Consider the following 23,962-nt stretch of genomic DNA (forward strand, 5'->3'; position numbering starts at 1 on the left):
CGGTCGCGAGCGGCAACCGCAGTGTGGTGAAAGCGAGTTGACGGGAACCGGCGGGCGGGCAAGATGGGTCGTTCACACCGGACGCATCCGATTTCCCCATGGAGCTCCCCTTGGCGTCGAACTGCCCGTACTGCGGCAACACCTCCCCGGCCGGGGCGCGCTTCTGCATGACGTGCGGCCGGGAGCGCCCGCAGCCTGCCGCGGCGGCCTCGTACAGCCCCACGTGGGTGGGCGCCGGCGCTCCGGCCCCGGCCGTGCCGCCCGCCGCCGGGCCGGGGCGCAGCCGCGCGCTCGTGTGGGGCGGGACCCTCGCGGCGGCTCTCGTGCTCGGCGCGGGCACCACCGCGGGCGTGATGCTGCTGAAGGACGACGGGGCCGGGCCGGGTCCGTCGGAACGGCCCACGGCGGCCGCCCCGGCCCAGCCGCCCCCGGCGGTCACGAGCCCCACGGGGGCGCCCCTCGCGAGCCCCGGGCCCGCCGGGACGCCCGCGCCCGCACCGTCCCCGCCGGGGGCGGCCCGCACCGTCGCGCCGGGCGGCGGCGACGCCGGGGTGCCCGAAGGCTTCAGGCGCGTGAACGACCCGGCCGGCTTCTCCTTCGCGATCCCGTCCGTCTGGTACCGCCAGAAGGAGGTGAACGGGCAGATCACCTACGCCGGTTCCACGGGGATGTCCCACATCCTCGTCGGCGTGGTGCGGTCCGCCCCGTACACCTCCCTGGAGAACCTCACCGCCATCGAGGCCAAGTCCCGTTCGAGGAACGCCGACTACCGGCGGCTGCGGCTGGAGGAGAACGCCTTCCACGGCCGCCCGGGGGCCGTCTGGGAGTACACCTACACGCACGCCGCGTCGGGCGAGACGATCCACGGCATCGACCAGTCGTACATCGCCGAGGACGGCACCGAGTACGCGATCTACTTCACGGAGCGCGACCTGTACTGGGCGGACACCGAGCACGTCTTCGAGACGGCCCTGTCCACCTGGACCGCGAACCGGGCGTTCGCTACAGGGTGAGCCGGAAGCAGAGCCCCTTGCGCTCGGAGCCCGGGACGGCGTACGTCTCCGCCAGTTCCATGCCCAGGCGCCGGGTCACCGCGATCGACCGCTCGTTGCGGGAGTCGACCATCGCGACCACGGAGGGGACACCGGCCGCGCGGAGCCGGTCCAGGGTCGTGCGCGCGGCGGCGGTCGCGTAGCCGCGGCCCCAGTGGGGCCGCGCGAGACGCCAGCCGATCTCGATCTCGCCGACCGGCCCGAACGACTCGTGCGGCCAGGGCTGCGCGCCCGTGAAGCCGAACACCCGGCCTGCCTCGTCGAGCAGCGTCCACAGGCAGAACCCCCGTTCCGCGTCGTGTCGCCGCTGCCGCGCGGTGAGCTCCTCGTACACCGACACCTCGGCCGACCTGCCCCCGTGGAACTCCATCACCTCGGGGTCGTCGAAGACGCGGTGCCAGGCGAACGCGTCCTCCTCGGTGGGCACACGGAGCTGTACGACGGGGAGAGACGCTGCGGTCATCGTGGGGGAGCCCTTCGGTCGCCGGTCGGTACGCCCCCATAGACTGCACATGACCTGTGCCGCACGGCACGCGAATTCGAGTCTTCGGGAGAACCCGCCGTGACCGAGACGACCCCCTCCGAGCACACCGCAGATGTGATCGTCGTCGGGGCAGGCCCGGCCGGTGCGACGACCGCCTACTACCTGGCCAAGTCCGGCCTGGACGTGCTCCTGCTGGAGAAGACGGCGTTCCCCCGTGAGAAGGTCTGCGGCGACGGGCTCACGCCCCGTGCCACCAAGCAGCTGGTCGCCATGGGCATCGACGTCTCCGAGGAGGCCGGCTGGCTGCGCAACAAGGGCCTGCGGATCATCGGCGGCGGTGTCCGGCTGCAGCTGGACTGGCCGGAGCTGGCCAGCTACCCGGACTACGGACTCGTCCGCAAGCGGGACGACTTCGACGAGCAACTGGCGCGACAGGCGCAGAAGGCCGGCGCGCGGCTGTACGAGCGCTGCAACGTCGGCGCGCCCGTCATCGACGACCGGACGGGCCGGATCACCGGCGTCCACGCCAAGCTCGGCGAGGACAAGCGCGAGGTCACCTTCCACGCCCCGCTCGTCGTCGCGGCCGACGGCAACTCCTCCCGGATCTCCCTCGCCATGGGCCTGCACCGGCGCGAGGACCGTCCGATGGGTGTCGCGGTCCGCACGTACTTCACCAGCCCGCGGCACGACGACGACTACCTGGAGTCCTGGCTGGAGCTGTGGGACCGCCGCGGCCCGGGGGAGGACCGGCTGCTGCCCGGCTACGGCTGGATCTTCGGCATGGGCGACGGCACCTCCAACGTCGGCCTCGGGGTCCTGAACACCTCGGCGTCCTTCAAGGAGCTCGACTGGCGCGAGGTCCTCAAGGCCTGGTGCGCCTCGATGCCGGAGGACTGGGGCTACGTGCCCGACAACATGACCGGCCCGATCCGCGGCGCCGCGCTCCCCATGGCCTTCAACCGGCAGCCGCACTACACCAGGGGCCTGCTGCTCGTCGGCGACGCGGGAGGTCTGGTCAACCCGTTCAACGGCGAGGGCATCGCCTACGCGATGGAGTCCGGGCAGATCGCCGCCGACGTCATCGTCCAGGCGCACGCCCGGGCCACGCCCGCCCAGCGGGAGCTGGCGCTGCACAACTACCCGAAGGTCCTGAAGGACACCTACGGCGGCTACTACACGCTCGGGCGCGCCTTCGTGAAGCTCATCGGCAACCCGAAGGTCATGAAGATCGCGACCCAGCGGGGCCTGACGCACCCGCTGCTGATGAAGTTCACGCTGAAGATGCTGGCCAACCTCACCGACCCGTCCGGCGGCGACGCGATGGACCGGATCATCAACGGCCTCTCCAAGGTGGCCCCGAAGGCCTGACACCCGTGCCGCGGAGGGCGGGCGCCGGGCCTCGGGGCCGGTGCCCGCCCTCCGGGTCGTCCACGGCAGGCCGCACTCCGAGGGGCGACGCGGGGCCGGTGGGAGGGACGCCGAAAAGGCCACCGCCCCCGCACGGGGGGACGGTGGCCTTCTTCGACCGACTGCCCGGGGCGAACCGGGTGTTTCCGGAAAACCGCTACGAGTCCGGAGAACTGCTGTGAGATCCGCTCAGAGGACGCGAACGGCGCCGCTCGCCGGGTAGCCCGACAGCTCCTGGATCACGACACCCTTGCTCGGGTTGGCGGCGTCGAGGTACTTGCCGTCGCCGATGTAGACACCGGTGTGGTACGCGGATCCGGCGCCGCCCCAGTAGAGGATGTCGCCGACCTGGAGGTTGTCCAGGGACACCTGGGTGCCGGCCAGCGACTGGTCCTGGGAGACGCGCGGCAGGTCGATGCCGACCTGGCGGAAGGCGGCCTGGACCAGGCTGGAGCAGTCCCACGAGTTGGGGCCGGTGGCGCCCATGACGTAGGCGTCGCCGAGCTGGGCCTTGAGGAAGGCGACGACGGTCGCGGCGGAGCCGGACGCGTTGGAGACGCTCTGCGAGGCGCCGGAGAGGGTCGTGCGCTCGGAGGAACGGGAGGAGCGCTCCTCGACTGCGGCGCGGGCGGCCTCCTCGGCCTTCCGCTCGGCCTCCGCCTTGCGCTCGGCCTCGGCCTTGGCCTTCTTGGCGGCCTTCGCGGCCTTGGCCGCGGCGGCGTTCTCCTGGGTCTGCAGATCGAGGTCCAGGGCCGCCTGCTGGGTCGCCTCGGCGGAGAGGGCGACCGCGCCGGCGAGCTCCGGGGTGTCGAAGGTGAGCGCGGGCATCTCGATGGTCTCGGTCACCGGCTCGGCGTTCGCCGGCCCGGCGCTTCCGGCCACCGCGATGGTGCTGAGGACGCCACCGGCAACTCCGGCACGCAGCGCGAGCTTCGAGGAGCTGCGTCGGGGCTTCCGGTGGCTACGTATGTGAGCGGTGTGGGACATGGGTACAACCGCTATCAGGGCTCCACGGTTCCCTTCAAGAAACGTGGTTTCCACCACAGTTGCCGCCGCGGGCTCCCGAATCCGCCTGCGTGCCACCTTTATTGACGCCGTAACGGGCAAAACGGGCAGGCGTGATCAGGGCTGTGATCATGGGCTTTCGTAAAAAGGTCCGGATTGCCCGTCGCTTACCACCCCTTCACACCGATGGCCAAGCCCCCGGTTTCCGGGCCGGGGCCCGAGTGGCGCAGGTCACAGAAGGGTCACCGCCGGCGACCCCTCGGAGTGCTCGTGAACGTGCGCACGCGTCCACTTCCGTCCGGCCCGCCCCTCGCGTGAGTGACGGCCGGCTTCTATCACCCGGTCCGGTCCATCGCCAATTTGCCTGGACGCCGTCGCCCCTGCTAGTGAACCGAGCCTCTGACCAGCGGTAACGACGGAAATGGTCACCTTTTGTAGTTGCTCGTGCGCTTCCCGTATGAAGATCACCGCTCATCCGACTTCATGATCCTTCGTCAGGTGGTGGAGATCACAAAGTCGTTGCCGTACCCCGTGTCGCAGATCACAGACCGGCGGGCATAGGATGCGGAGCAGTCGGGCTTGTGAACTGCCTCACATGAGCATGATCTTCGCGGGGCGGCGAGGCGAGTCCCGGTGCGGTCCAACGGTCAAGGACGACTGGAAGGAGCGAGGAGCGTGAATGCCTACGCGCCCATCCTCGTGCTCGGCGCCCTAGGGGCAGGCTTTGCGATCTTCTCCGTGGTCATGGCCACGCTCGTCGGCCCGAAGCGGTACAACCGCGCGAAGCTCGAGGCCTACGAGTGCGGTATCGAGCCGACGCCGACACCGGCCGGAGGGGGCCGCTTCCCGATCAAGTACTACCTGACGGCGATGCTCTTCATCATCTTCGATATCGAGATCGTCTTCCTCTATCCATGGGCCGTCACCTTCGACGCCCTGGGGATCTTCGGGCTCGTGGAGATGCTGCTCTTCGTGCTCACCGTGTTCGTCGCCTACGCCTACGTCTGGCGGCGCGGCGGCCTGGAATGGGACTGAGGGGCTGAGGAGCAATGGGACTCGAAGAGAAGCTGCCGAGCGGTTTCCTGCTGACCACCGTCGAGCAGGCCGCGGGCTGGGTGCGCAAGGCGTCCGTCTTCCCCGCGACCTTCGGCCTCGCCTGCTGTGCCATCGAGATGATGACGACCGGCGCCGGCCGCTACGACCTGGCCCGCTTCGGTATGGAGGTCTTCCGCGGCTCGCCCCGGCAGGCCGACCTGATGATCGTCGCCGGGCGGGTGAGCCAGAAGATGGCGCCCGTCCTGCGGCAGGTCTACGACCAGATGCCCAATCCCAAGTGGGTGATTTCCATGGGGGTTTGCGCATCTTCGGGCGGTATGTTCAACAATTACGCGATTGTGCAGGGTGTTGACCACATTGTTCCCGTTGACATCTATCTGCCCGGCTGTCCCCCTCGGCCGGAGATGCTGATGGACGCCATCCTCAAGCTCCACCAGAAGATCCAGCACTCCAAGCTCGGGGTGAACGCGGAGGAAGCGGCCCGCGAGGCGGAGGAAGCGGCACTCAAGGCGCTCCCGACCATCGAGATGAAGGGGCTGCTCCGGTGAGCGACGCGCGCACGGCCGCCGGGCCGCAGACGACGACGGAACCCGCACCCCTGCGCCGTGCGGGCGGAGAAGCGATCAAGGGGGTGTTCCGGTGACCGACCAGCCGAACCCGGAGAAGGAGCTCTCCGAGCAGAACCTGCCGGGGCAGCGCGGTGAGCACGGTGAGGAGATCCGCGTCCAGCGCGGGATGTTCGGCGCCAACGACGGCGGCGACACCTCCGGCTACGGCGGACTCGTCCGCTCCGTACGGCTGCCCGGAGCCGCCACCCGCCCCTACGGCGGCTGGTTCGACGAGGTCGCCGACGAACTCGAGGGCGCCCTGGAGGAGCAGGACCTCCTCCCGGAGAACGCGATCGAGAAGACCGTCGTCGACCGAGACGAGCTCACCTTCCACATCGCCCGCGAGCACCTCCTCCGCGTCGCCAGGACGCTGCGCGACGACCCGGCGCTCCGCTTCGAGCTGTGCACGGGGGTGAGCGGCGTCCACTACCCCGGGGACAAGGGGCGCGAGCTGCACGCCGTCTACCACCTGCGCTCGCTCACCCACGGCCGGCTGATCCGCCTCGAGGTCAGCGCCCCGGACGCGGACCCCCACATCCCCTCGCTCGTCGAGGTCTATCCGACCAACGACTGGCACGAGCGCGAGACCTACGACTTCTTCGGTCTGGTCTTCGACGGCCACCCCGCCCTCACCCGGATCATGATGCCGGACGACTGGCAGGGCTTCCCGCAGCGCAAGGACTACCCCCTCGGCGGCATCCCCGTCGAGTACAAGGGCGCCCAGATCCCGGCTCCGGACCAGCGGAGGTCGTACTCGTGACCACCCCATCTGCATCCGCACGCGAGACCACCGAAGGCACCGTCTACACGGTCACCGGCGGTGACTGGGACGAGGTCGCCCAGACCGCGGCCAAGGCGGACGACGAGCGGATCGTCGTCAACATGGGCCCCCAGCACCCGTCCACCCACGGGGTGCTCCGGCTGATCCTGGAGATCGACGGCGAGACCGTGACCGAGGCCCGCTGCGGCATCGGCTACCTGCACACCGGCATCGAGAAGAACCTCGAGTACCGCACGTGGACGCAGGGCACCACGTTCGTCACGCGCATGGACTACCTCACGCCGTTCTTCAACGAGACGGCGTACTGCCTCGCGGTGGAGAAGCTCCTCGGCATCGAGGACCAGATCCCGGACCGCGCGTCGGTCATCCGCGTGCTCCTGATGGAGCTGAACCGGCTCTCCTCCCACCTGGTGTGCATCGCCACCGGCGGCATGGAGCTGGGCGCGACCACGATCATGATCTACGGATTCCGTGATCGTGAACTCATTCTCGACATCTACGAACTGATCACCGGCCTGCGGATGAACCACGCGTACATCCGCCCCGGGGGCCTTGCCCAGGACCTGCCCCCGGGCGCGGTGGACCAGATCCGCGAGTTCGTGAAGACGATGAAGAAGAACCTTCCCGAGTACGACAAGCTCGCCACCGGGAACCCCATCTTCAAGGCCCGGATGCAGGACATCGGCTACCTCGACCTCTCCGGCTGCATGGCCCTCGGCGCGACCGGCCCGATCCTGCGCTCCACCGGCCTCCCGCACGACCTGCGCAAGACCGACCCGTACTGCGGCTACGAGAACTACGAGTTCGACGTCCCGACCGCGGACACCTGCGACGCCTACGGCCGCTTCCTCATCCGGCTGGAGGAGATGCGGCAGTCGCTGCGCATCGTCGAGCAGTGCCTGGACCGGCTCGCCCCCGGCCCGGTGATGGTCGAGGACAAGAAGATCGCCTGGCCCGCGCAGCTCGCGCTGGGCCCGGACGGTCTCGGCAACTCCCTCGACCACATCAAGAAGATCATGGGCACCTCCATGGAGGCCCTGATCCACCACTTCAAGCTGGTGACGGAGGGCTTCCGCGTCCCCGCAGGACAGGCGTACGCGGCCGTCGAGTCCCCCAAGGGCGAGCTCGGCGTCCACGTCGTCTCCGACGGCGGCACCCGCCCCTTCCGGGTCCACTTCCGCGACCCGTCCTTCACCAATCTGCAGGCCATGGCGGCGATGTGCGAGGGCGGCCAGGTCGCCGACGTCATCGTCGCCGTCGCGTCCATCGACCCCGTGATGGGAGGCGTCGACCGGTGACAGACGTATCGCTCGGGATGCCCCAGCTCCCCGCCCCCGACTATCCGGCGGAGGTGCGCACGCGGCTGGAGACGGACGCCCGGCAGATCATCGGCCGCTACCCGGACAGCCGGTCCGCGCTGCTGCCGCTGCTGCACCTCGTGCAGTCGGAGGAGGGGCACGTCACCCGCACGGGCATGCGGTTCTGCGCCGAGGTGCTGGACCTGACGACGGCGGAGGTCACCGCGGTCGCGACCTTCTACTCGATGTACCGCCGCAAGCCGTCCGGCGACTACCAGGTCGGCGTCTGCACCAACACCCTCTGCGCGGTGATGGGCGGCGACGCGATCTTCGACGGTCTCAAGGAGCACCTGGGCGTCGGCAACGGCGAGACCACCGAGGACGGCAAGGTCACCCTCGAGCACATCGAGTGCAACGCGGCCTGCGACTTCGCCCCGGTCGTGATGGTCAACTGGGAGTTCTTCGACAACCAGACCCCCGAGTCGGCCCGCCGGCTCGTCGACGACCTGAGGGCCGGACGGCCCGTCGAGCCCACCCGCGGTGCCCCGCTCTGCACGTTCAAGGAGACCGCCCGCATCCTGGCCGGCTTCCCCGACGAGCGCCCCGGCGCCGTCGAGGCCACCGGCGGGGCCGGCCCCGCCTCCCTCGTCGGACTCCGGCTGGCCAGGGGCGAGGCCCCCCAGCCGCGGGTCGTCCACCCGCGGGGCGCCGCCCCGCAGGACGAACCGCCGAGTGAGCACCTCAGCTCGCACGACGCACCGCAGGACACGTCGGCGTCCGACCCGGCCCACCCGGCCGGCCCGGTTTCCGAGGAGGGGGAGTGATGACCGTGTCCACCGAGTACGGGCCGGAGGCCGGCGGCGAGACCAGCCCCGAGAAGCTGCTCGTGCCCGTCCTTTCCGCCTTCTGGGACCAGCCCGAGTCCTGGACCCTGGACACCTACCGCGACCACGAGGGCTACGAGGGACTGCGCAAGGCCCTCGCCATGGCGCCCGACGACCTGATCGCCTACGTCAAGGACTCCGGGCTGCGCGGCCGCGGCGGCGCCGGCTTCCCCACCGGGATGAAGTGGCAGTTCATCCCGCAGGGCGACGGCAAGCCGCACTACCTCGTCGTCAACGCCGACGAGTCGGAGCCGGGCACCTGCAAGGACATCCCGCTCCTCTTCGCGAACCCCCACTCCCTCATCGAGGGCATCGTGATCGCCTGCTACGCGATCCGGTCCGGCCACGCCTTCATCTATCTGCGCGGCGAGGTCGTCCCCGTGCTGCGCAGGCTGCACGAGGCGGTCCGGGAGGCGTACGACGCCGGCTACCTCGGCAAGAACATCCTCGGCAGCGGACTCGACGTCGAACTCACCGTGCACGCCGGCGCCGGCGCGTACATCTGCGGCGAGGAGACCGCCCTGCTGGACTCCCTGGAGGGCCGGCGCGGACAGCCCCGGCTGCGGCCGCCCTTCCCCGCCGTCGCCGGTCTGTACGCCTGCCCCACCGTGGTGAACAACGTCGAGTCCATCGCGTCCGTTCCCGCGATCCTCAACAGGGGCAAGGAATGGTTCCGCTCGATGGGCAGCGAGAAGTCCCCCGGCTTCACGCTGTACTCGCTGAGCGGCCATGTCGCCCGCCCCGGCCAGTACGAGGCCCCGCTCGGCATCACCCTGCGCCAGCTGCTCGACATGGGCGGCGGCATGCGCCCGGGTCACCGGCTGAAGTTCTGGACCCCCGGCGGCTCCTCCACCCCGATGTTCACCGACGAGCACCTCGACGTGCCCCTGGACTACGAGGGCGTGGGCGCCGCCGGTTCGATGCTCGGCACCAAGGCGCTCCAGTGCTTCGACGAGACGACCTGCGTCGTCCGGGCCGTGACCCGCTGGACCGAGTTCTACGCCCACGAGTCCTGCGGCAAGTGCACGCCCTGCCGCGAGGGCACCTACTGGCTGGTCCAGTTGCTGCACGACATCGAGGCCGGGAAGGGCTCGACGGAGGACCTCGACAAGCTGAACGACATCGCCGACAACATCAACGGCAAGTCGTTCTGCGCCCTCGGTGACGGTGCCGCGGCGCCGATCTTCTCCTCCCTGAAGTACTTCCGCGACGAGTACGAGCAGCACATCAGCGGCCGGGGCTGCCCCTTCGACCCCGCGAAGTCCACGGCCTGGGCCGTGTCGAACCTGGAGGTGGACGCATGACCGTCACCACGTCCGCCGCGTCCGCCGGCGGCGGGAGCGCCCCGGTCCCGCCGGAGGACCTGGTCACGCTGACCATCGACGGTGTCGAGATCTCCGTGCCGAAGGGCACCCTGGTCATCCGGGCCGCCGAACAGCTCGGCATCGAGATCCCCCGGTTCTGCGACCACCCGCTCCTCGACCCGGCCGGCGCCTGCCGGCAGTGCATCGTCGAGGTCGAGGGCCAGCGCAAGCCGATGGCCTCCTGCACCATCACCTGCACCGACGGCATGGTCGTCAGGTCCCAGCTCACCTCGCCCGTCGCCGAGAAGGCGCAGAAGGGCGTGATGGAGCTGCTGCTCATCAACCACCCGCTCGACTGCCCCGTCTGCGACAAGGGCGGCGAGTGCCCGCTGCAGAACCAGGCCGTCTCGCACGGCCAGGCCGAGTCCCGCTTCGAGGGCAGGAAGCGGACGTACGAGAAGCCGGTCAACATCTCCACCCAGGTGCTGCTCGACCGCGAGCGGTGCGTGCTGTGCGCACGCTGCACCCGCTTCTCCAACCAGATCGCCGGCGACCCGATGATCGAGCTCCTGGAACGCGGAGCGCTCCAGCAGGTCGGTACGGGCGAGGGCGACCCGTTCGCGTCCTACTTCTCCGGGAACACCATCCAGATCTGCCCGGTCGGCGCGCTGACCTCGGCGGCCTACCGCTTCCGCTCCCGGCCCTTCGACCTCGTCTCCTCGCCCTCCGTCTGCGAGCACTGCGCGGGCGGCTGCGCGACCCGCACCGACCACCGGCGCGGGAAGGTCATGCGGCGGCTCGCCGCCGAGGACCCCGAGGTCAACGAGGAGTGGATCTGCGACAAGGGGCGGTTCGCCTTCCGCTACGCCCAGCAGCGCGACCGGCTCACCACTCCGCTGGTCCGCAGCAAGGAGACCGGTGAGCTGGAGCCCGCGAGCTGGCCGGAGGCCCTGGAGGCGGCGGCCACCGGACTCGCGGCGGCACGCGGCCGGGCCGCGGTGCTCACCGGCGGGCGGCTGACCGTCGAGGACGCCTACGCCTACGCCAAGTTCGCCCGGATCGCCCTCGACACCAACGACATCGACTTCCGCGCGCGGGTCCACTCCTCGGAGGAGGCCGACTTCCTGGCCGCCCGCGTCGCCGGCCACGGCCGGGACCTGGACGGCGAGGGCGTCACGTACACCGCCCTGGAGAAGGCCCCGGCGGTCCTGCTCGCGGGCTTCGAGTCGGAGGAGGAGGCCCCCGGCGTCTTCCTCCGGCTGCGCAAGGCCGCGCGCAAGCACGGCCAGCAGACGTTCGCCCTCGCGACGCACGCCACCCGCGGGCTGGCGAAGGCCGGGGGCGTGCTGCTGCCCGCGGCGCCCGGCACCGAGGCCGAGTGGCTGGACGCGCTCGCGTCCGGCACCGGGCTCGAGGGGGACGGCGCCACGGCCGCCGAGGCGCTGCGGGCCGCAGGGGCCGTGATCGTCGTCGGTGAGCGGCTGGCCGGAGTGCCGGGCGCTCTGAGCGCGGTCACGCGCGCCGCGGCGGCGACCGGCGCCGCACTGGTCTGGATCCCGCGCCGCGCGGGTGAGCGCGGTGCGATCGAGGCGGGTGCCCTGCCGTCGCTGCTGCCCGGCGGCCGCCCCGCCACCGACCCGCAGGCCCGTGCGGAGACCGCGGAGGCCTGGGGAGTACGCGAACTGCCGCACCGCTACGGCCGGGACACCGGACAGATCGTGGAGGCCGCCGCCAACGGCGAACTGGCCGCCCTGGTCGTCGCCGGCGTCGAGGTCGCCGACCTGCCGCACCCCGCACGCGCCCGGGAGGCGCTCGACTCGGTCGGCTTCCTGGTCTCGCTGGAGCTGCGGCCCTCCGAGGTCACCTCGCGGGCCGACGTGGTCTTCCCGGTCGCGGCCGTGGCCGAGAAGCCCGGCACCTTCCTCAACTGGGAGGGCAGGGCACGCCTCTTCGAGGCCGCGCTCAAGCCGGACCAGATGACCCGCCCGCTGCCGCCGGCGGACGCGCGGGTACTGCACATGCTCGCCGACGCGCTCGACGTGCACCTCGCCCTGCCCGACCTCCGGTCCGTGCGCCGCGAGATGGACCGGCTGGGCGGCTGGACCGGCGCCCGGGCGGCCGAGCCCGCCGAGTCCGCCCGGCCGGTGCCCCGCCCCGGTGAGGGCGAGGCGGTCCTGGCCGGCCACCGGCTCCTGCTCGACCAGGGGCTCCTCCAGGAGGGCGACGAGGCGCTGGCCGGCACCCGGCACGCGGCCGTCGCCCGGCTCTCCGCCGCCACGGCGGCCGAGACCGGGGTCAAGGACGGCGATCTCCTCGCCGTCAGCGGCCCCTCCGGTTCCGTACAACTCCCGCTCCAGGTGACCGAGATGCCCGACCACGTGGTGTGGCTCCCGCTCAACTCGGCCGGCGGCGGCGTGCTGAGCGACACGGGCGTGACGCCCGGCCGGCTCGTCCGCGTCGGCCCGGCGGCAACGGCCGGCCACGGGAGCGCCGGCCCCGACGACGTACCGGAGGTGCGCGCGTGAACCCGGCACTCCTCGACCGGACCCTGCTCGCGGCGGAGGACCTCTCGCTGTTCGGGCGGGACCCCTGGTGGCTGGTCGTCGTCAAGGCGGTCTTCTGCTTCGCCTTCCTGATGGTGACCGTGCTGTTCTCCATCGTGTGGGAGCGCAAGGTCGTCGCCTGGATGCAGCTGCGCATCGGCCCCAACCGGCACGGTCCGTGGGGCCTCCTCCAGTCCCTCGCGGACGGCGTCAAGCTGATGCTCAAGGAGGACGTGATCGTCAAGCGCGCGGACAAGGTGGTCTACGTCCTCGCGCCGATCGTCGCGGCCATCCCGGCCTTCATGGCGATCGCCGTCATCCCGTTCGGCCCGGCCGGCAACGAGATCTCGATCTTCGGCCAGCGGACCACGATGCAGCTCACCGACCTGCCGATCGCGATGCTGTACATCCTCGCGGTCGCCTCCGTCGGCATCTACGGCATCGTGCTCGCCGGCTGGTCGTCCGGCTCGACGTACCCGCTGCTCGGCGGACTGCGCTCCTGCGCGCAGATGATCTCCTACGAGATCGCCATGGGCGCCGCGTTCGCCTCGGTCTTCCTCTACTCCGGCTCGATGTCGACCTCGACGATCGTCGAGGCGCAGGCGGACCGCTGGTACGTCCTGCTGCTGCCGGTCTCGTTCCTCATCTACATCGTGACGATGATCGGTGAGACCAACCGGGCCCCGTTCGACATGCCGGAGTCCGAGGGCGACCTCGTCGGCGGCTTCAACACCGAGTACTCGTCGATCAAGTTCGCGATGTTCATGCTCGCCGAGTACGTCAACATGGTCACCGTCTCGGCGGTCTCGGTCACCCTCTTCCTGGGCGGCTGGCGGGCCCCGTGGCCCATCAGCACCTTCTGGGAGGGCGCGAACCACGGCTGGTGGCCGATGCTCTGGTTCGTCCTCAAGGTGCAGCTGCTCCTCTTCTTCTTCATCTGGCTGCGCGGCACGCTTCCGCGTGTCCGCTACGACCAGCTGATGAAGCTCGGCTGGAAGGTGCTCATCCCGGTCTCGGTCGTCTGGCTGATGCTCGTCGCGACCGTGCGGGCGCTGCGCAACGACGGCCGCGACTTCTCGCAGATCGTGCTGTACGTCGGCGGCGCCGTCCTCGCCGTCCTGCTGCTGTCCTTCGTCGCGGACCTCTTCCGCGGCCGGAAGGAGCGGGCCGACGCGGAGGCGGCGGAGGCCGCCCGGGCCGAACAGGGCGGGGTGCCCGGCGCGTTCGACCCGATGGCCGGAGGCTTCCCGGTGCCACCGCTGCCCGGACAGGTGCTGCCGCAGGCTCCGCGCAGGCGGCCCCGCCGCGACCGCGAGCTGATTGTCAGTGGTGGCACGAATACTGACAGTGACGGTCCTCGTGACGGAAAGGAGGCTGACGGTGTCTGAGCGATCCGAGGATTCCGAGAGCGCGTTCCAGAACCCGGTCGCCGGCTTCGGCGTGACCTTCAAGGCCATGTTCAAGAAGCGGCTGACCGAGCAGTACCCGGAGCAGCAGAAGACGACGGCGCCGCGCTTCCACGGCCGGCACCAGCTCAACCGGCACCCGGACGGGCTGGAGAAGTGCGTGGGCTGCGAGTTGTGCGCCTGGGCCTGTCCGGCGGACGCCATCTACGTGGAGGGTGCGGACAACACCGAGGAGGAGCGGTACTCCCCGGGCGAGCGGTACGGCCGCGTCTACCAGATCAACTACGCCCGCTGCATCCTCTGCGGGCTGTGCATCGAGGCGTGCCCGACCCGGGCGCTCACGATGACCAACGAGTTCGAGCTCGCCGACAGCTCCCGCGAGAACCTGATCTACACCAAGGAGCAGCTGCTGGCGGGCCTGGAGCCCGGCATGGTCGACACCCCGCACGCGATCCACCCCGGCACGGACGAGCAGGACTACTACCGGGGGCTGGTCACCGGAGCCGCACCGGGCACCGAGCGCCAGACCGCCGTGTCCAAGGGGGAGAAGCCGCAGGACGCCGCCTCCACCTACGGGCCGGAGGAGCCGGCGGCGAAGAAGGAGGTCGACGCATGAGCGCGCTGGCCGCCGCGACCTCCACCGGCGAGGCCGTGCAGTTCTGGGTGCTCGGCACCGTCGCCGTCGTCGGGGCGCTGTGCACCATCCTGATGAGGAAGGCCGTGCACAGCGCGCTGTGCCTCGCCGGGACCATGATCATCCTGGCGGTCTTCTACCTCGCCAACGGCGCGTACTTCCTGGGCGTCGTCCAGATCGTCGTCTACACCGGCGCGATCATGATGCTCTTCCTCTTCGTCGTCATGCTCGTCGGTGTCACGGCCGCGGACTCCCTCAAGGAGACCCTGAAGGGCCAGCGCTGGTGGGCCGCCCTCTGCGGCATCGGCTTCGGCGTCCTGCTGATCGCGGGCATCGGCCACGCCTCGCTGGGCCCCGGGTCCTTCATCGGGCTCGGCGAGGCCAACGCGGCGGGCAACGTCGAGGGCCTGGCGGCACTGATCTTCACCAAGTACGTCTTCGCCTTCGAGATCACCGGTGCCCTGCTCATCACGGCGGCGGTCGGCGCGATGGTGCTCACCCACCGGGAGCGCACCGAGCGCGCGAAGACCCAGCGCGAACTGGCCGAGCAGCGGGTGCGGGAGGGCAAGCACCTGCCGCCGCTCCCCGCCCCGGGTGTGTACGCCCGGCACAACGCGGTGGACATCGCGGGTCTGCTCCCCGACGGCACCCCGTCGGAGCTGACCGTCAACAAGACGCTGCGCGCCCGCGGACAGATCCGCGACGTGTCCCGTGAGGCGCTGAACGACCTCAAGGCGCTGGAGCGGCGCTCCGAGGAGCGCCTCGGCCGGGACCGGGACGAGCTCGACCGGGACGGCCGGCGCGACGGACAGGAGGCCAAGCGGTGAATCCCGTCAACTATCTCTATCTCGCCGCCCTGTTGTTCACCATCGGCGCGGCAGGCGTGCTGATCAGGCGGAACGCGATCGTGGTCTTCATGTGCATCGAGCTGATGCTCAACGCCTGCAACCTCGCGCTCGTCGCCTTCTCCCGGATGCACGGCAATCTCGACGGCCAGATCATCGCCTTCTTCACGATGGTCGTCGCCGCCGCCGAGGTCGTGGTCGGGCTCGCGATCATCGTGTCGCTGTTCCGTTCCCGCCACTCGGCCTCGGTCGACGACGCCAGTCTGATGAAGCTGTAAGGGGTCGCAGACTCGTGGACAACGCAGAGAACCTGATCGCGCTGCTGGTCGCGGCGCCCCTGCTCGGAGCGGCCCTGCTGCTGCTCGGCGGGCGCCGGCTCGACCGCACGGGCCACTGGATCGGCACCGCGCTCGCCGCCGCCTCCTTCGTCGTCGCCGTCGTGCTGTTCGCCGACATGCTCGGCCGGCCCGGTGACGACCGGACCCTGTACCAGCACCTGTTCAGCTGGATCCCGGTCGGCGGCTTCCAGGCGGACGTCGCCTTCCAGCTGGACCAGCTGTCGATGACCTTCGTCCTGCTGATCACCGGCGTCGGCTCGCTCATCCATCTGTACTCCGTGGGGTACATGGAGCACGACGAGCGCCGCCGCCGCTTCTTCGGCTATCTCAACCTCTTCCTCGCGGCGATGCTCCTGCTCGTGCTCGCCGACAACTACCTGCTGCTGTACGTCGGGTGGGAGGGCGTCGGCCTCGCCTCGTACCTGCTCATCGGCTTCTGGCAGCACAAGCCCAGCGCGGCGACGGCGGCGAAGAAGGCATTCCTGGTCAACCGGGTCGGCGACATGGGCCTGTCCATCGCCATCATGCTGATGTTCACCACCTTCGGCACCTTCGCCTTCGGTCCGGTGCTGGACTCCACGGGCAGGACGTCCGAGGGCACGCTCACCGCCCTGGGGCTGCTCCTGCTGCTCGCCGCCTGCGGCAAGTCCGCGCAGGTGCCGCTGCAGTCCTGGCTCGGGGACGCGATGGAGGGTCCGACCCCGGTCTCGGCCCTGATCCACGCGGCCACGATGGTCACCGCCGGCGTCTACCTGATCACCCGCTCCGGAGCGATCTTCAACGCCGCCCCGGACGCCCAGCTCGCGGTCGTCACGGTCGGCGCGGTCACGCTGCTCTTCGGTGCGATCGTCGGTTGCGCGAAGGACGACATCAAGAAGGCGCTGGCCGGTTCGACGATGTCCCAGATCGGCTACATGATCCTGGCGGCGGGCCTCGGCCCGATCGGATACGCCTTCGCGATCATGCACCTGGTCACCCACGGCTTCTTCAAGGCCGGGCTCTTCCTCGGCGCCGGTTCGGTCATGCACGGCATGAACGACGAGGTGGACATGAGGAAGTACGGCGGTCTGCGGAAGTACATGCCGATCACCTTCGTGACCTTCGGCCTCGGCTACCTCGCCATCATCGGCTTCCCGGGCCTGTCCGGCTTCTTCTCCAAGGACAAGATCATCGAGGCGGCCTTCGCCAAGGGCGGCACCGAGGGCTGGATCCTCGGCGGCGCGGCCCTGCTGGGCGCCGCCATCACCGCCTTCTACATGACGCGCGTGATGCTGATGACCTTCTTCGGCGAGAAGCGCTGGCAGCCCGACGACAAGGGCGAACTGCCGCACCCGCACGAGTCGCCGAGGACGATGACGATCCCGATGATCGTGCTGGCCTTCGGCTCGGTCTTCGCCGGCGGGCTGTTCTCCTGGCACGAGTCGTTCGTGAAGTGGCTGGAGCCGGTCACCAGCTTCGAGCACGGCCACTCGCCGCTCAGCGCCGCCACGGTCACGACCGCGACGGTCGCCGTGATGGTCCTCGGTGTCGCGCTCGCCTATCTCCAGTACGGCCGGCGCCCGGTGCCGGTCACCCCGCCGCGCGGCTCGCTGCTCACCCGGGCCGCCCGCCGCGACCTCCTCCAGGACGACTTCAACCACGTGGTCCTGGTGCGGGGCGGCGAGCACCTGACCCGCTCGCTCGTGTACGTGGACCACAGCCTGGTCGACGGGGTCGTCAACGGCACGGCGGCCTCCTTCGGCGGCCTCTCCGGCCGGCTCCGCAAGCTGCAGAACGGCTACGCCCGCACCTACGCGGTCACGATGTTCGGAGGTACGGCGGTGCTGATCGCCGCGACCCTGCTGATGAGGGCGGTGTAACCGACATGTCCTTCCCGCTCCTCACCGCGACGGCGGCACTCCCGGCGCTCGGCGCGATCGCCACCGCCGCCGTCCCGGCCGGCCGCCGCACCGCCGCCAAGTGGCTGGCGCTGCTGGTCTCCCTGGGCACGCTCGTGCTCGCTGCGGTGATCGCCGTGCGGTTCGAGCCCGGCGGCGACCGCTACCAGCTCACCGAGTCCCACGCCTGGATCAAGGACTTCGGGGTCCGCTACGAACTGGGCGTGGACGGGATCGGGGTGGCGCTGATCGCGCTGACCGCCGTGCTGATCCCGTTCGTCATCCTGGCCGGCTGGCACGACGCCGACCCTTCCCCCGCCTCCGGCGGGGAGACCCCCAAGGAGACGAAGAACTACCGCTGGCGGCCGACCCAGGGCTTCTTCGCCCTGATCCTGTCCGTCGAGGCGATGGTGATCCTCTCCTTCGAGGCCACCGACGTCTTCCTCTTCTACATCCTCTTCGAGGCCATGCTCATCCCGATGTACTTCCTCATCGGCGGCTTCGGGGACCGTGCCCACGCGGGCACCGACGAGAACGCGGCGGCGCAGCGCTCCTACGCCGCGGTGAAATTCCTCCTCTACAACCTGGTCGGCGGCCTGATCATGCTGGCCGCGGTGATCGGGCTCTACGTGGTCGCCGGCAACTTCTCGCTGACGGAGATCGCCGAGGCCCGTGCCAACGGCACGTTGGAGATGGCGACCAACACCGAACGGCTGCTGTTCCTCGGCTTCTTCTTCGCCTTCGCGGTGAAGGCGCCGCTGTGGCCGCTGCACACCTGGCTGCCGAACGCGATGGGCGAGTCGACGGCCCCGGTCGCCGTGCTGATCACGGCCGTGGTCGACAAGGTCGGCACGTTCGCGATGCTGCGCTTCTGCCTCGGACTGTTCCCGGAGGCGTCCGAGTGGGCGACTCCGGTGATCCTGGCCCTGGCCCTGATCAGCATCGTCTACGGGGCGCTGCTCGCCGTCGGCCAGCGCGACATCAAGCGCCTGGTCGCCTACGCGTCGATCTCCCACTTCGGCTTCATCATCATGGGCATCTTCGCGATGACGACCCAGGGCCAGTCCGGGGCCACGCTCTACATGGTCAACCACGGGATCTCGACCGCCGCGCTGATGCTGGTGGCCGGCTTCCTGATCTCGCGGCGCGGGTCCCGGCTCATCGCCGACTACGGCGGGGTGCAGAAGGTCGCGCCGATCCTCGCCGGCACCTTCCTCATCGGCGGCCTGGCGACCCTGTCGCTGCCGGGACTCGCGCCGTTCGTCAGTGAGTTCCTGGTCCTCGTCGGGACGTTCGCGCGCTATCCGGTGGTCGGCATCATCGCCACCTTCGGCATCGTGCTCGCCGCGCTCTACACCCTGGTCCTGTACCAGCGGACGATGACCGGGCCGGTGAAGGAGGAGGTGCGGACCCTGCCTGACCTGCGGCTGCGCGAGCTGGTGGTGGTCACCCCGCTCATCGCACTGCTGATCTTCCTCGGCGTCTATCCGAAGCCGCTGACGGACATCGTGAACCCGGCCGTCGAGCACACCATGTCCGACGTCCAGAAGAAGGACCCCCAGCCCGAGGTGGAGGCGGCCAAGTGAGCACGACAGCTGTCCACAGCCTGTGGACAACGGCAGCCGAGCCGCTGGACAAGATCCCGGCGCCGCACATCGAGTACGCACAGCTCGCGCCCACGCTCATCGTGGTCGGCGCGGCGATCCTCGGTGTGCTGGTCGAGGCCTTCGTCCCGCGCAGGAGCCGCCACTACACCCAGGTGTTCCTCGCCGTCGTCGCGCTGACCGCCGCGTTGGCCGCGGTCGTCGGTCTGGCCGCCGGCGGCTACGGCACGACCAAGGCGCACATCGCGGCGATGGGCGCGATCGCGGTCGACGGACCCGCCCTGTTCCTGCAGGGCACGATCCTGCTGGCCTCACTGGTCGCCGTCTTCACGTTCGCCGAGCGCCGGCTCGACCCCGCGGCGCACGGCAACCGTGTCGACTCCTTCGCCGCACAGGCCGGCTCCGTACCGGGGAGCGACAGCGAGAAGGCCGCGGTCAAGGCCGGGTTCACCACGACCGAGGTCTTCCCGCTGGCCCTCTTCGCCGTCGCCGGGATGCTGGTCTTCCCCGCGGCGAACGACCTGCTGACGCTGTTCATCGCCCTGGAGGTCTTCTCCCTCCCGCTGTACCTGATGTGCGCGCTGGCCCGCCGCAAGCGGCTCATGTCGCAGGAGTCCGCGGTGAAGTACTTCCTCCTCGGCGCCTTCTCCTCCGCGTTCCTGCTCTTCGGTATCGCCCTGGTCTACGGCTACGCGGGCTCGGTCGCGTACGCGCGCATCGCCGACGTCGTCGACGGCACCGTCCAGACCATCGACCCGGCGCTCGCCGGCACGATGGGCAACGACGCCCTGCTGCTCATCGGCGGGGCGATGATCCTGACGGGGCTGCTGTTCAAGGTCGGCGCGGTGCCGTTCCACATGTGGACCCCGGACGTCTACCAGGGCGCGCCGACCCCCGTCACCGGATTCATGGCGGCGGCCACCAAGGTCGCGGCCTTCGGCGCGCTGCTCCGGCTGCTGTACGTGGTGCTGCCCGGACTGCGCTGGGACTGGCGGCCGATCATGTGGGCGATCGCTATCGTGACCATGCTGGGCGGCGCGATCGTCGCCATCACCCAGACCGACATCAAGCGGCTCCTGGCGTACTCCTCGATCGCGCACGCCGGCTTCATCCTCGCCGGTGTCATCGCGGTGACCCCGGACGGCGTCTCGTCGGTGCTCTTCTACCTGCTCGCGTACTCCTTCGTCACCATCGGCGCGTTCGCGGTGGTCACGCTGGTGCGCGACGCGGGCGGCGAGGCGACGCACCTGTCCAAGTGGGCCGGTCTCGGCAGGCGGTCCCCGCTGGTCGCGGCGGTCTTCGCGGTGTTCCTGCTGGCCTTCGCCGGCATCCCGCTGACGTCGGGCTTCTCCGGGAAGTTCGCCGTCTTCCGCGCGGCTGCCGAGGGAGGTGCCGGGGCGCTGGTGGTCGTCGGTGTGATCTCCTCCGCGATCGCCGCGTTCTTCTACATCCGCGTCATCGTGCTGATGTTCTTCAGCGAGCCGAAGGCGGAGGGCCCCACGGTCGCCGTCCCGTCTCCGCTGACGATGACGACGATCGCGGTCGGCGTCGCCGTCACGCTGGTGCTCGGTGTGGCGCCGCAGTACTTCCTGGACCTGGCGGGCCAGGCGAGCGTGTTCGTGCGGTAGGTGGTGGCCCGCGGGGGTCTCCCCGCGAACGGTCCGCGCGCGGGCCCGGCACTTCTCGGAGGGGTGCCGGGCCTCGCGCTGCCCGCGCACGCCCGGCCGGGCCGCCCGTGAGCGACTACGCTCGATCACGGGGCGAGGCTGTCGGGTCAAGGAGGATCGTCATGATCGACCAGTACCAGGAGCCCGAGTACACCACCCCCTCCCAGGCCGAGGGAGAGGACCGGGAGTCGACCGAGGAGCAGCACCCCGACGTCGACCGGACCACACCGTCACAGGCCGAGGGCGAGCGCGTCGCGGACGACAGGACCTGAGCCGCCCGCACCGGGGACGGGACGCTCGGGGCTGCTCCCGCGCGGTCCGCTCGGCCTGTACGGTCCCGCCGGGGTTCCGTGCGCTCATGCTCGGGTTCCGTCCGGCGGGGTGTGGGTCCCATCGGGCTTCCGTCCCGGCTGACGCCCGGCCGCGTGTGGCTGCCGTGCTGCTCCTGTGCGGCTGACGCCCGGCCGCGTGTGGCTGCCGTGCTGCTCCTGTGCGGCTGACGCCCGGCCGCGTGTGGCTGCCGTGCTGCTCCTGTGCGGCTGACGCCCGGCCGCGTGTGGCTGCCGTGCTGCTCCTGTGCGGCTGACGCCCGGCCGCGTGTGGCTGCCGTGCTGCTCCTGTGCGGCTGACGCCCGGCCGCGTGTGGCTGCCGTGCTGCTCCTGTGCGGCTGACGCCCGGCCGCGTGTGGCTGCCGTGCTGCTCCTGTGCGGCTGACGCCCGGCCGCGTGTGGCTGCCGCCGGGGTTCCGTGCGCTCATGCTGGGCTTCCGTCCGGCGGGGTGCGGCTGCGACCGGGCTCCCGTCCGGACTCTCGCCCGACTTCCGCCCAGGGCTCCGCCCGTTCCTGTCCGGTTCCGCTCGGCCGCGTCCCTCTCCGGCTCGGCTCCCGCCCGGCCGCGTGCGGCTGACGCCCGGCCCGCCGGCCCCTGCCCGGGCCGCTGCCGACTGCCGCCGGGCCCCGCCCGAACCGCTGCCGACTGCCGCTGGGCCCCTACGGTTCCCCGGGCCTGCGCCGGGCTGCCGCCGGGCTCGCGCATGGCTTTCGCCCGGCCGTTTAGCTCCCGCACCCGGTCCGCCCTCGGCACGTTTCCGTCCGTCCCGGGCAACCCGCGATCAAGGTCCGGCGTCCTCAAGAGCGGTCGGACCTTGATCGTGCACACGGGGGACATGGGGGACACGGTGGACGCCTCAGCGGAGCAGTCGCAGCGGACCGGGGAGCAGGAGCGTCCGGACCGGCCGCGGGAACCCGGGCGGCCGGAGAAGCCGAACGGGCCGAGCAGCGCCGACACCTGGCCGGCCGTGGTGCTGCTCCCCGCCCTCCTGCTGCTCAGGTTCTTCGGGGAGCAGGGCTGGGCCTACTGGACGGGGGCCGTCATCGGTGTGCTGGGCACGGCCTGCGCCGCCGTCGAGTGCACGGCGGCGGTACGGCATCTGCTGCACCGCCGCAGGCCATGGGTCGCCGCCTGGGTCCTGCTGGTCCTGGTGTCGGCGTCGCTGGTCCTGGCGCTCAGACTGGCCGAGCACTGGTGACGCGGGCCGCACAGGCCCGCACGTAGGCGTCCACGGGGCTCCCCGGGGCCGCCGCTCCGCTCGCGACCCGCGACGTCCCGAGCGGCGGACCACGGAAGGTCGACGATGCCCGGTTCCCGATCCGCGCGTTGCTCGACGCGTGGCGCCGGCGAGGGCCGGACCGGGCGGTCAGAGGCCCGGGAGGGGCCTCTGACCCGATGCCATGGGGCGGGGATCCTCCGTTACGCGGCGGGCGCGATACGGCCCGTGACCTCGCCCAGGCCGACCCTGACGCCGTCGGGGCCCGGTGCCCAGGCGGTGAGCGTGACCTCGTCGCCGTCCTCCAGGAAGGTCCGCTTCCCGAAGGGCAGTTCGAGCGGGTCGCGGCCGTTCCACGTGAGTTCCAGGAGCGAGCCGCGCTGGTGCACCTCGGGGCCGCTGACCGTGCCGGAGCCGTAGAGGTCGCCGGTGCGCAGGGAGGCGCCGTTGACCGTCATGTGAGCCAGCTGCTGGGCAGCGGTCCAGTACATGGTGGCGAACGGCGGCTCGGACACGACCTCCCCGTTGATGGCGACGGAGATACGCAGGTCGAAGCCGCCGGGCTCCTCCTCGCCCGAGTCGTCGAGGTACGGGAGCAGGCCGAGGTCCCGAGCGGGCGGGGCGGTCCGGGCCGCGTCCAGCGCCTCCAGCGGCGTGACCCAGGCGGACACGGACGTGGCGAACGACTTGCCGAGGAACGGGCCGAGCGGCACGTACTCCCAGGCCTGGATGTCGCGCGCCGACCAGTCGTTGAGCAGCTGGAGTCCGAAGACATGGTCGCGGAAGCCGTTCAGCGGGACGGGCCGGCCGAGCTCCGACGGGGTGCCGACGACGAAGCCGACCTCCGCCTCGATGTCCAGCTTGACCGACGGGCCGAAGACGGGGGCCTGGTCGGTGGGGGCCTTGCGCTGCCCGGAGGGACGGACGACATCCGTGCCGGAGACGACGACGGACCCGGAGCGGCCGTGGTAACCGATCGGCAGGTGCTTCCAGTTGGGCGTCAGCGGCTCGCCGTCGGGGCGGAAGATGCGGCCGACGTTGGTGGCGTGGTGCTCGCTGGCGTAGAAGTCCACGTAGTCCGCGACGTCGTACGGGAGGTGGAGGGTCACCGAGCCGAGCGGATGGAGCAGCGGCTCGATGTCCCGGCGGTGGGCCGGCACCGTCACCCATGCGGTGAGCGCGCGGCGCACGTCGCGCCAGGCGGTGCGGCCGGCCGCGAGCAGCGGGCCGAGGCCCGGCTGGGCGAGCAGCGCCGCGTACGGGGAGCCGAGGGTGTGCGCCGCGGCTCCGGCGTCGAGCACATGGCCACCGATCCGGACTCCGAGCCGGCGCCGGTCGGGCTCGTCCGCCGTGGTGAAGACGCCGTACGGGAGGTTGTGCGGGCCGAAGGGATCGCCCTCGGCCAGATCGAGCGGGCTCTGCTCGGGCATCGGTGCTTGCCTCGCTTTCCACGTGTGTGGAGGACACGTTACGTGGAGGGTGCAGCCGGCGTCAGGGGCCACTCGGACGCCCGGCGGGGCAGCCCGGATGCGGGCGGCCTGCTGCCGGAGATCGCCCTCGCCGGAGGGGCGGCGCGCTTGCCGGGCGCCGTGCGGTGCCCGGAACGCGCCGCCGCAGGGCG

The 23,962-nt window shown here is 70.9% G+C and carries 21 protein-coding genes; 18 read left to right on the top strand and 3 right to left on the bottom strand.

Going from position 1 to position 23,962, the window contains the following annotated elements:
- Nucleotides 1-98: 98 nt before the first annotated feature.
- Nucleotides 99-1,013, top strand: coding sequence for a zinc ribbon domain-containing protein (locus QRN89_RS20230; RefSeq protein ID WP_290350815.1), 915 nt, complete (start codon nt 99-101; stop codon nt 1,011-1,013).
- Here QRN89_RS20230 and QRN89_RS20235 read toward each other — a convergent pair.
- A complete protein-coding gene (locus QRN89_RS20235) occupies nt 1,003-1,515 on the bottom strand; it encodes a GNAT family N-acetyltransferase (RefSeq protein WP_290350816.1) in 513 nt (170 codons plus the stop codon). The genes QRN89_RS20230 and QRN89_RS20235 overlap by 11 nt on opposite strands.
- A gap of 99 nt (nt 1,516-1,614) precedes the next feature.
- Between QRN89_RS20235 and QRN89_RS20240 the strand changes: the two genes are divergently transcribed.
- Nucleotides 1,615-2,904 (top strand): geranylgeranyl reductase family protein, encoded by a 1,290-nt coding sequence (locus tag QRN89_RS20240; protein WP_290350817.1) that lies wholly within the window; start codon nt 1,615-1,617, stop codon nt 2,902-2,904.
- Between the two features lie 228 nt (nt 2,905-3,132).
- Here QRN89_RS20240 and QRN89_RS20245 read toward each other — a convergent pair whose 3' ends face one another.
- Nucleotides 3,133-3,930, bottom strand: a complete 798-nt coding sequence (locus QRN89_RS20245) for a C40 family peptidase (RefSeq protein WP_290350818.1) — start codon at nt 3,928-3,930, stop codon at nt 3,133-3,135.
- A 693-nt stretch (nt 3,931-4,623) separates the two neighbouring features.
- Between QRN89_RS20245 and QRN89_RS20250 the strand changes: the two genes are divergently transcribed.
- From QRN89_RS20250 to QRN89_RS20325, 16 genes are all read left to right on the top strand, one after another.
- Nucleotides 4,624-4,983, top strand: a complete 360-nt coding sequence (locus QRN89_RS20250) for an NADH-quinone oxidoreductase subunit A (RefSeq protein ID WP_093661633.1) — start codon at nt 4,624-4,626, stop codon at nt 4,981-4,983.
- 14 nt (nt 4,984-4,997) lie between these two features.
- On the top strand, nt 4,998-5,552 hold the full coding sequence (locus QRN89_RS20255) for a NuoB/complex I 20 kDa subunit family protein (protein ID WP_290350819.1): 555 nt from the start codon (nt 4,998-5,000) through the stop codon (nt 5,550-5,552).
- Between the two features lie 91 nt (nt 5,553-5,643).
- Nucleotides 5,644-6,372 carry an NADH-quinone oxidoreductase subunit C gene (locus QRN89_RS20260; RefSeq protein ID WP_290350820.1) on the top strand — a complete coding sequence of 243 codons (729 nt, stop codon included), beginning with the start codon at nt 5,644-5,646 and terminating at the stop codon, nt 6,370-6,372.
- The gene (locus tag QRN89_RS20265; protein ID WP_290350821.1) at nt 6,369-7,691 is read left to right on the top strand and encodes an NADH-quinone oxidoreductase subunit D; all 1,323 of its coding nucleotides are present in this window, start codon (nt 6,369-6,371) and stop codon (nt 7,689-7,691) included. The genes QRN89_RS20260 and QRN89_RS20265 overlap by 4 nt, the downstream gene beginning before the upstream one ends.
- Nucleotides 7,692-7,708: 17 nt before the next feature.
- Nucleotides 7,709-8,515: an NADH-quinone oxidoreductase subunit NuoE gene (gene nuoE / locus QRN89_RS20270; RefSeq protein WP_290353791.1), complete on the top strand. Its 807-nt coding sequence runs from the start codon at nt 7,709-7,711 to the stop codon at nt 8,513-8,515.
- Nucleotides 8,515-9,879, top strand: a complete 1,365-nt coding sequence (gene nuoF, locus QRN89_RS20275) for an NADH-quinone oxidoreductase subunit NuoF (RefSeq protein ID WP_290350822.1) — start codon at nt 8,515-8,517, stop codon at nt 9,877-9,879. Before nuoE ends, nuoF begins: the two co-directional genes overlap by 1 nt.
- Nucleotides 9,876-12,404, top strand: a complete 2,529-nt coding sequence (locus QRN89_RS20280) for an NADH-quinone oxidoreductase subunit G (RefSeq protein WP_290350823.1) — start codon at nt 9,876-9,878, stop codon at nt 12,402-12,404. The genes nuoF and QRN89_RS20280 overlap by 4 nt, the downstream gene beginning before the upstream one ends.
- Nucleotides 12,401-13,810: an NADH-quinone oxidoreductase subunit NuoH gene (nuoH, locus tag QRN89_RS20285; protein WP_290350824.1), complete on the top strand. Its 1,410-nt coding sequence runs from the start codon at nt 12,401-12,403 to the stop codon at nt 13,808-13,810. The genes QRN89_RS20280 and nuoH overlap by 4 nt, the downstream gene beginning before the upstream one ends.
- Nucleotides 13,803-14,444, top strand: coding sequence for an NADH-quinone oxidoreductase subunit NuoI (nuoI, locus tag QRN89_RS20290; protein ID WP_290350825.1), 642 nt, complete (start codon nt 13,803-13,805; stop codon nt 14,442-14,444). The genes nuoH and nuoI overlap by 8 nt, the downstream gene beginning before the upstream one ends.
- A complete protein-coding gene (locus QRN89_RS20295) occupies nt 14,441-15,289 on the top strand; it encodes an NADH-quinone oxidoreductase subunit J (protein WP_290350826.1) in 849 nt (282 codons plus the stop codon). The genes nuoI and QRN89_RS20295 overlap by 4 nt, the downstream gene beginning before the upstream one ends.
- Nucleotides 15,286-15,585, top strand: a complete 300-nt coding sequence (gene nuoK, locus QRN89_RS20300) for an NADH-quinone oxidoreductase subunit NuoK (RefSeq protein WP_093661653.1) — start codon at nt 15,286-15,288, stop codon at nt 15,583-15,585. Before QRN89_RS20295 ends, nuoK begins: the two co-directional genes overlap by 4 nt.
- A 14-nt stretch (nt 15,586-15,599) precedes the next feature.
- Nucleotides 15,600-17,504 (top strand): NADH-quinone oxidoreductase subunit L, encoded by a 1,905-nt coding sequence (gene nuoL / locus QRN89_RS20305; protein ID WP_290350827.1) that lies wholly within the window; start codon nt 15,600-15,602, stop codon nt 17,502-17,504.
- 5 nt (nt 17,505-17,509) lie between these two features.
- Complete coding sequence (locus QRN89_RS20310; RefSeq protein ID WP_290350828.1) at nt 17,510-19,108, top strand: NADH-quinone oxidoreductase subunit M; 1,599 nt, start codon at nt 17,510-17,512, stop codon at nt 19,106-19,108.
- Nucleotides 19,105-20,754: an NADH-quinone oxidoreductase subunit NuoN gene (gene nuoN, locus QRN89_RS20315; protein WP_290350829.1), complete on the top strand. Its 1,650-nt coding sequence runs from the start codon at nt 19,105-19,107 to the stop codon at nt 20,752-20,754. The genes QRN89_RS20310 and nuoN overlap by 4 nt, the downstream gene beginning before the upstream one ends.
- Before the next feature lie 161 nt (nt 20,755-20,915).
- Entirely contained in the window at nt 20,916-21,065 is a 150-nt protein-coding gene (locus tag QRN89_RS20320) for a hypothetical protein (RefSeq protein WP_290350830.1), read from the top strand.
- 895 nt (nt 21,066-21,960) lie between these two features.
- The gene (locus tag QRN89_RS20325; protein ID WP_290350831.1) at nt 21,961-22,323 is read left to right on the top strand and encodes a hypothetical protein; all 363 of its coding nucleotides are present in this window, start codon (nt 21,961-21,963) and stop codon (nt 22,321-22,323) included.
- Between the two features lie 221 nt (nt 22,324-22,544).
- Here QRN89_RS20325 and fahA read toward each other — a convergent pair whose 3' ends face one another.
- Nucleotides 22,545-23,771: a fumarylacetoacetase gene (gene fahA, locus QRN89_RS20330; RefSeq protein WP_290350832.1), complete on the bottom strand. Its 1,227-nt coding sequence runs from the start codon at nt 23,769-23,771 to the stop codon at nt 22,545-22,547.
- Nucleotides 23,772-23,962: the final 191 nt, after the last annotated feature.

This window comes from Streptomyces sp. HUAS CB01, assembly GCF_030406905.1.
In the GTDB taxonomy this organism is placed as follows: Bacteria; Actinomycetota; Actinomycetes; order Streptomycetales; family Streptomycetaceae; genus Streptomyces; species Streptomyces chengbuensis.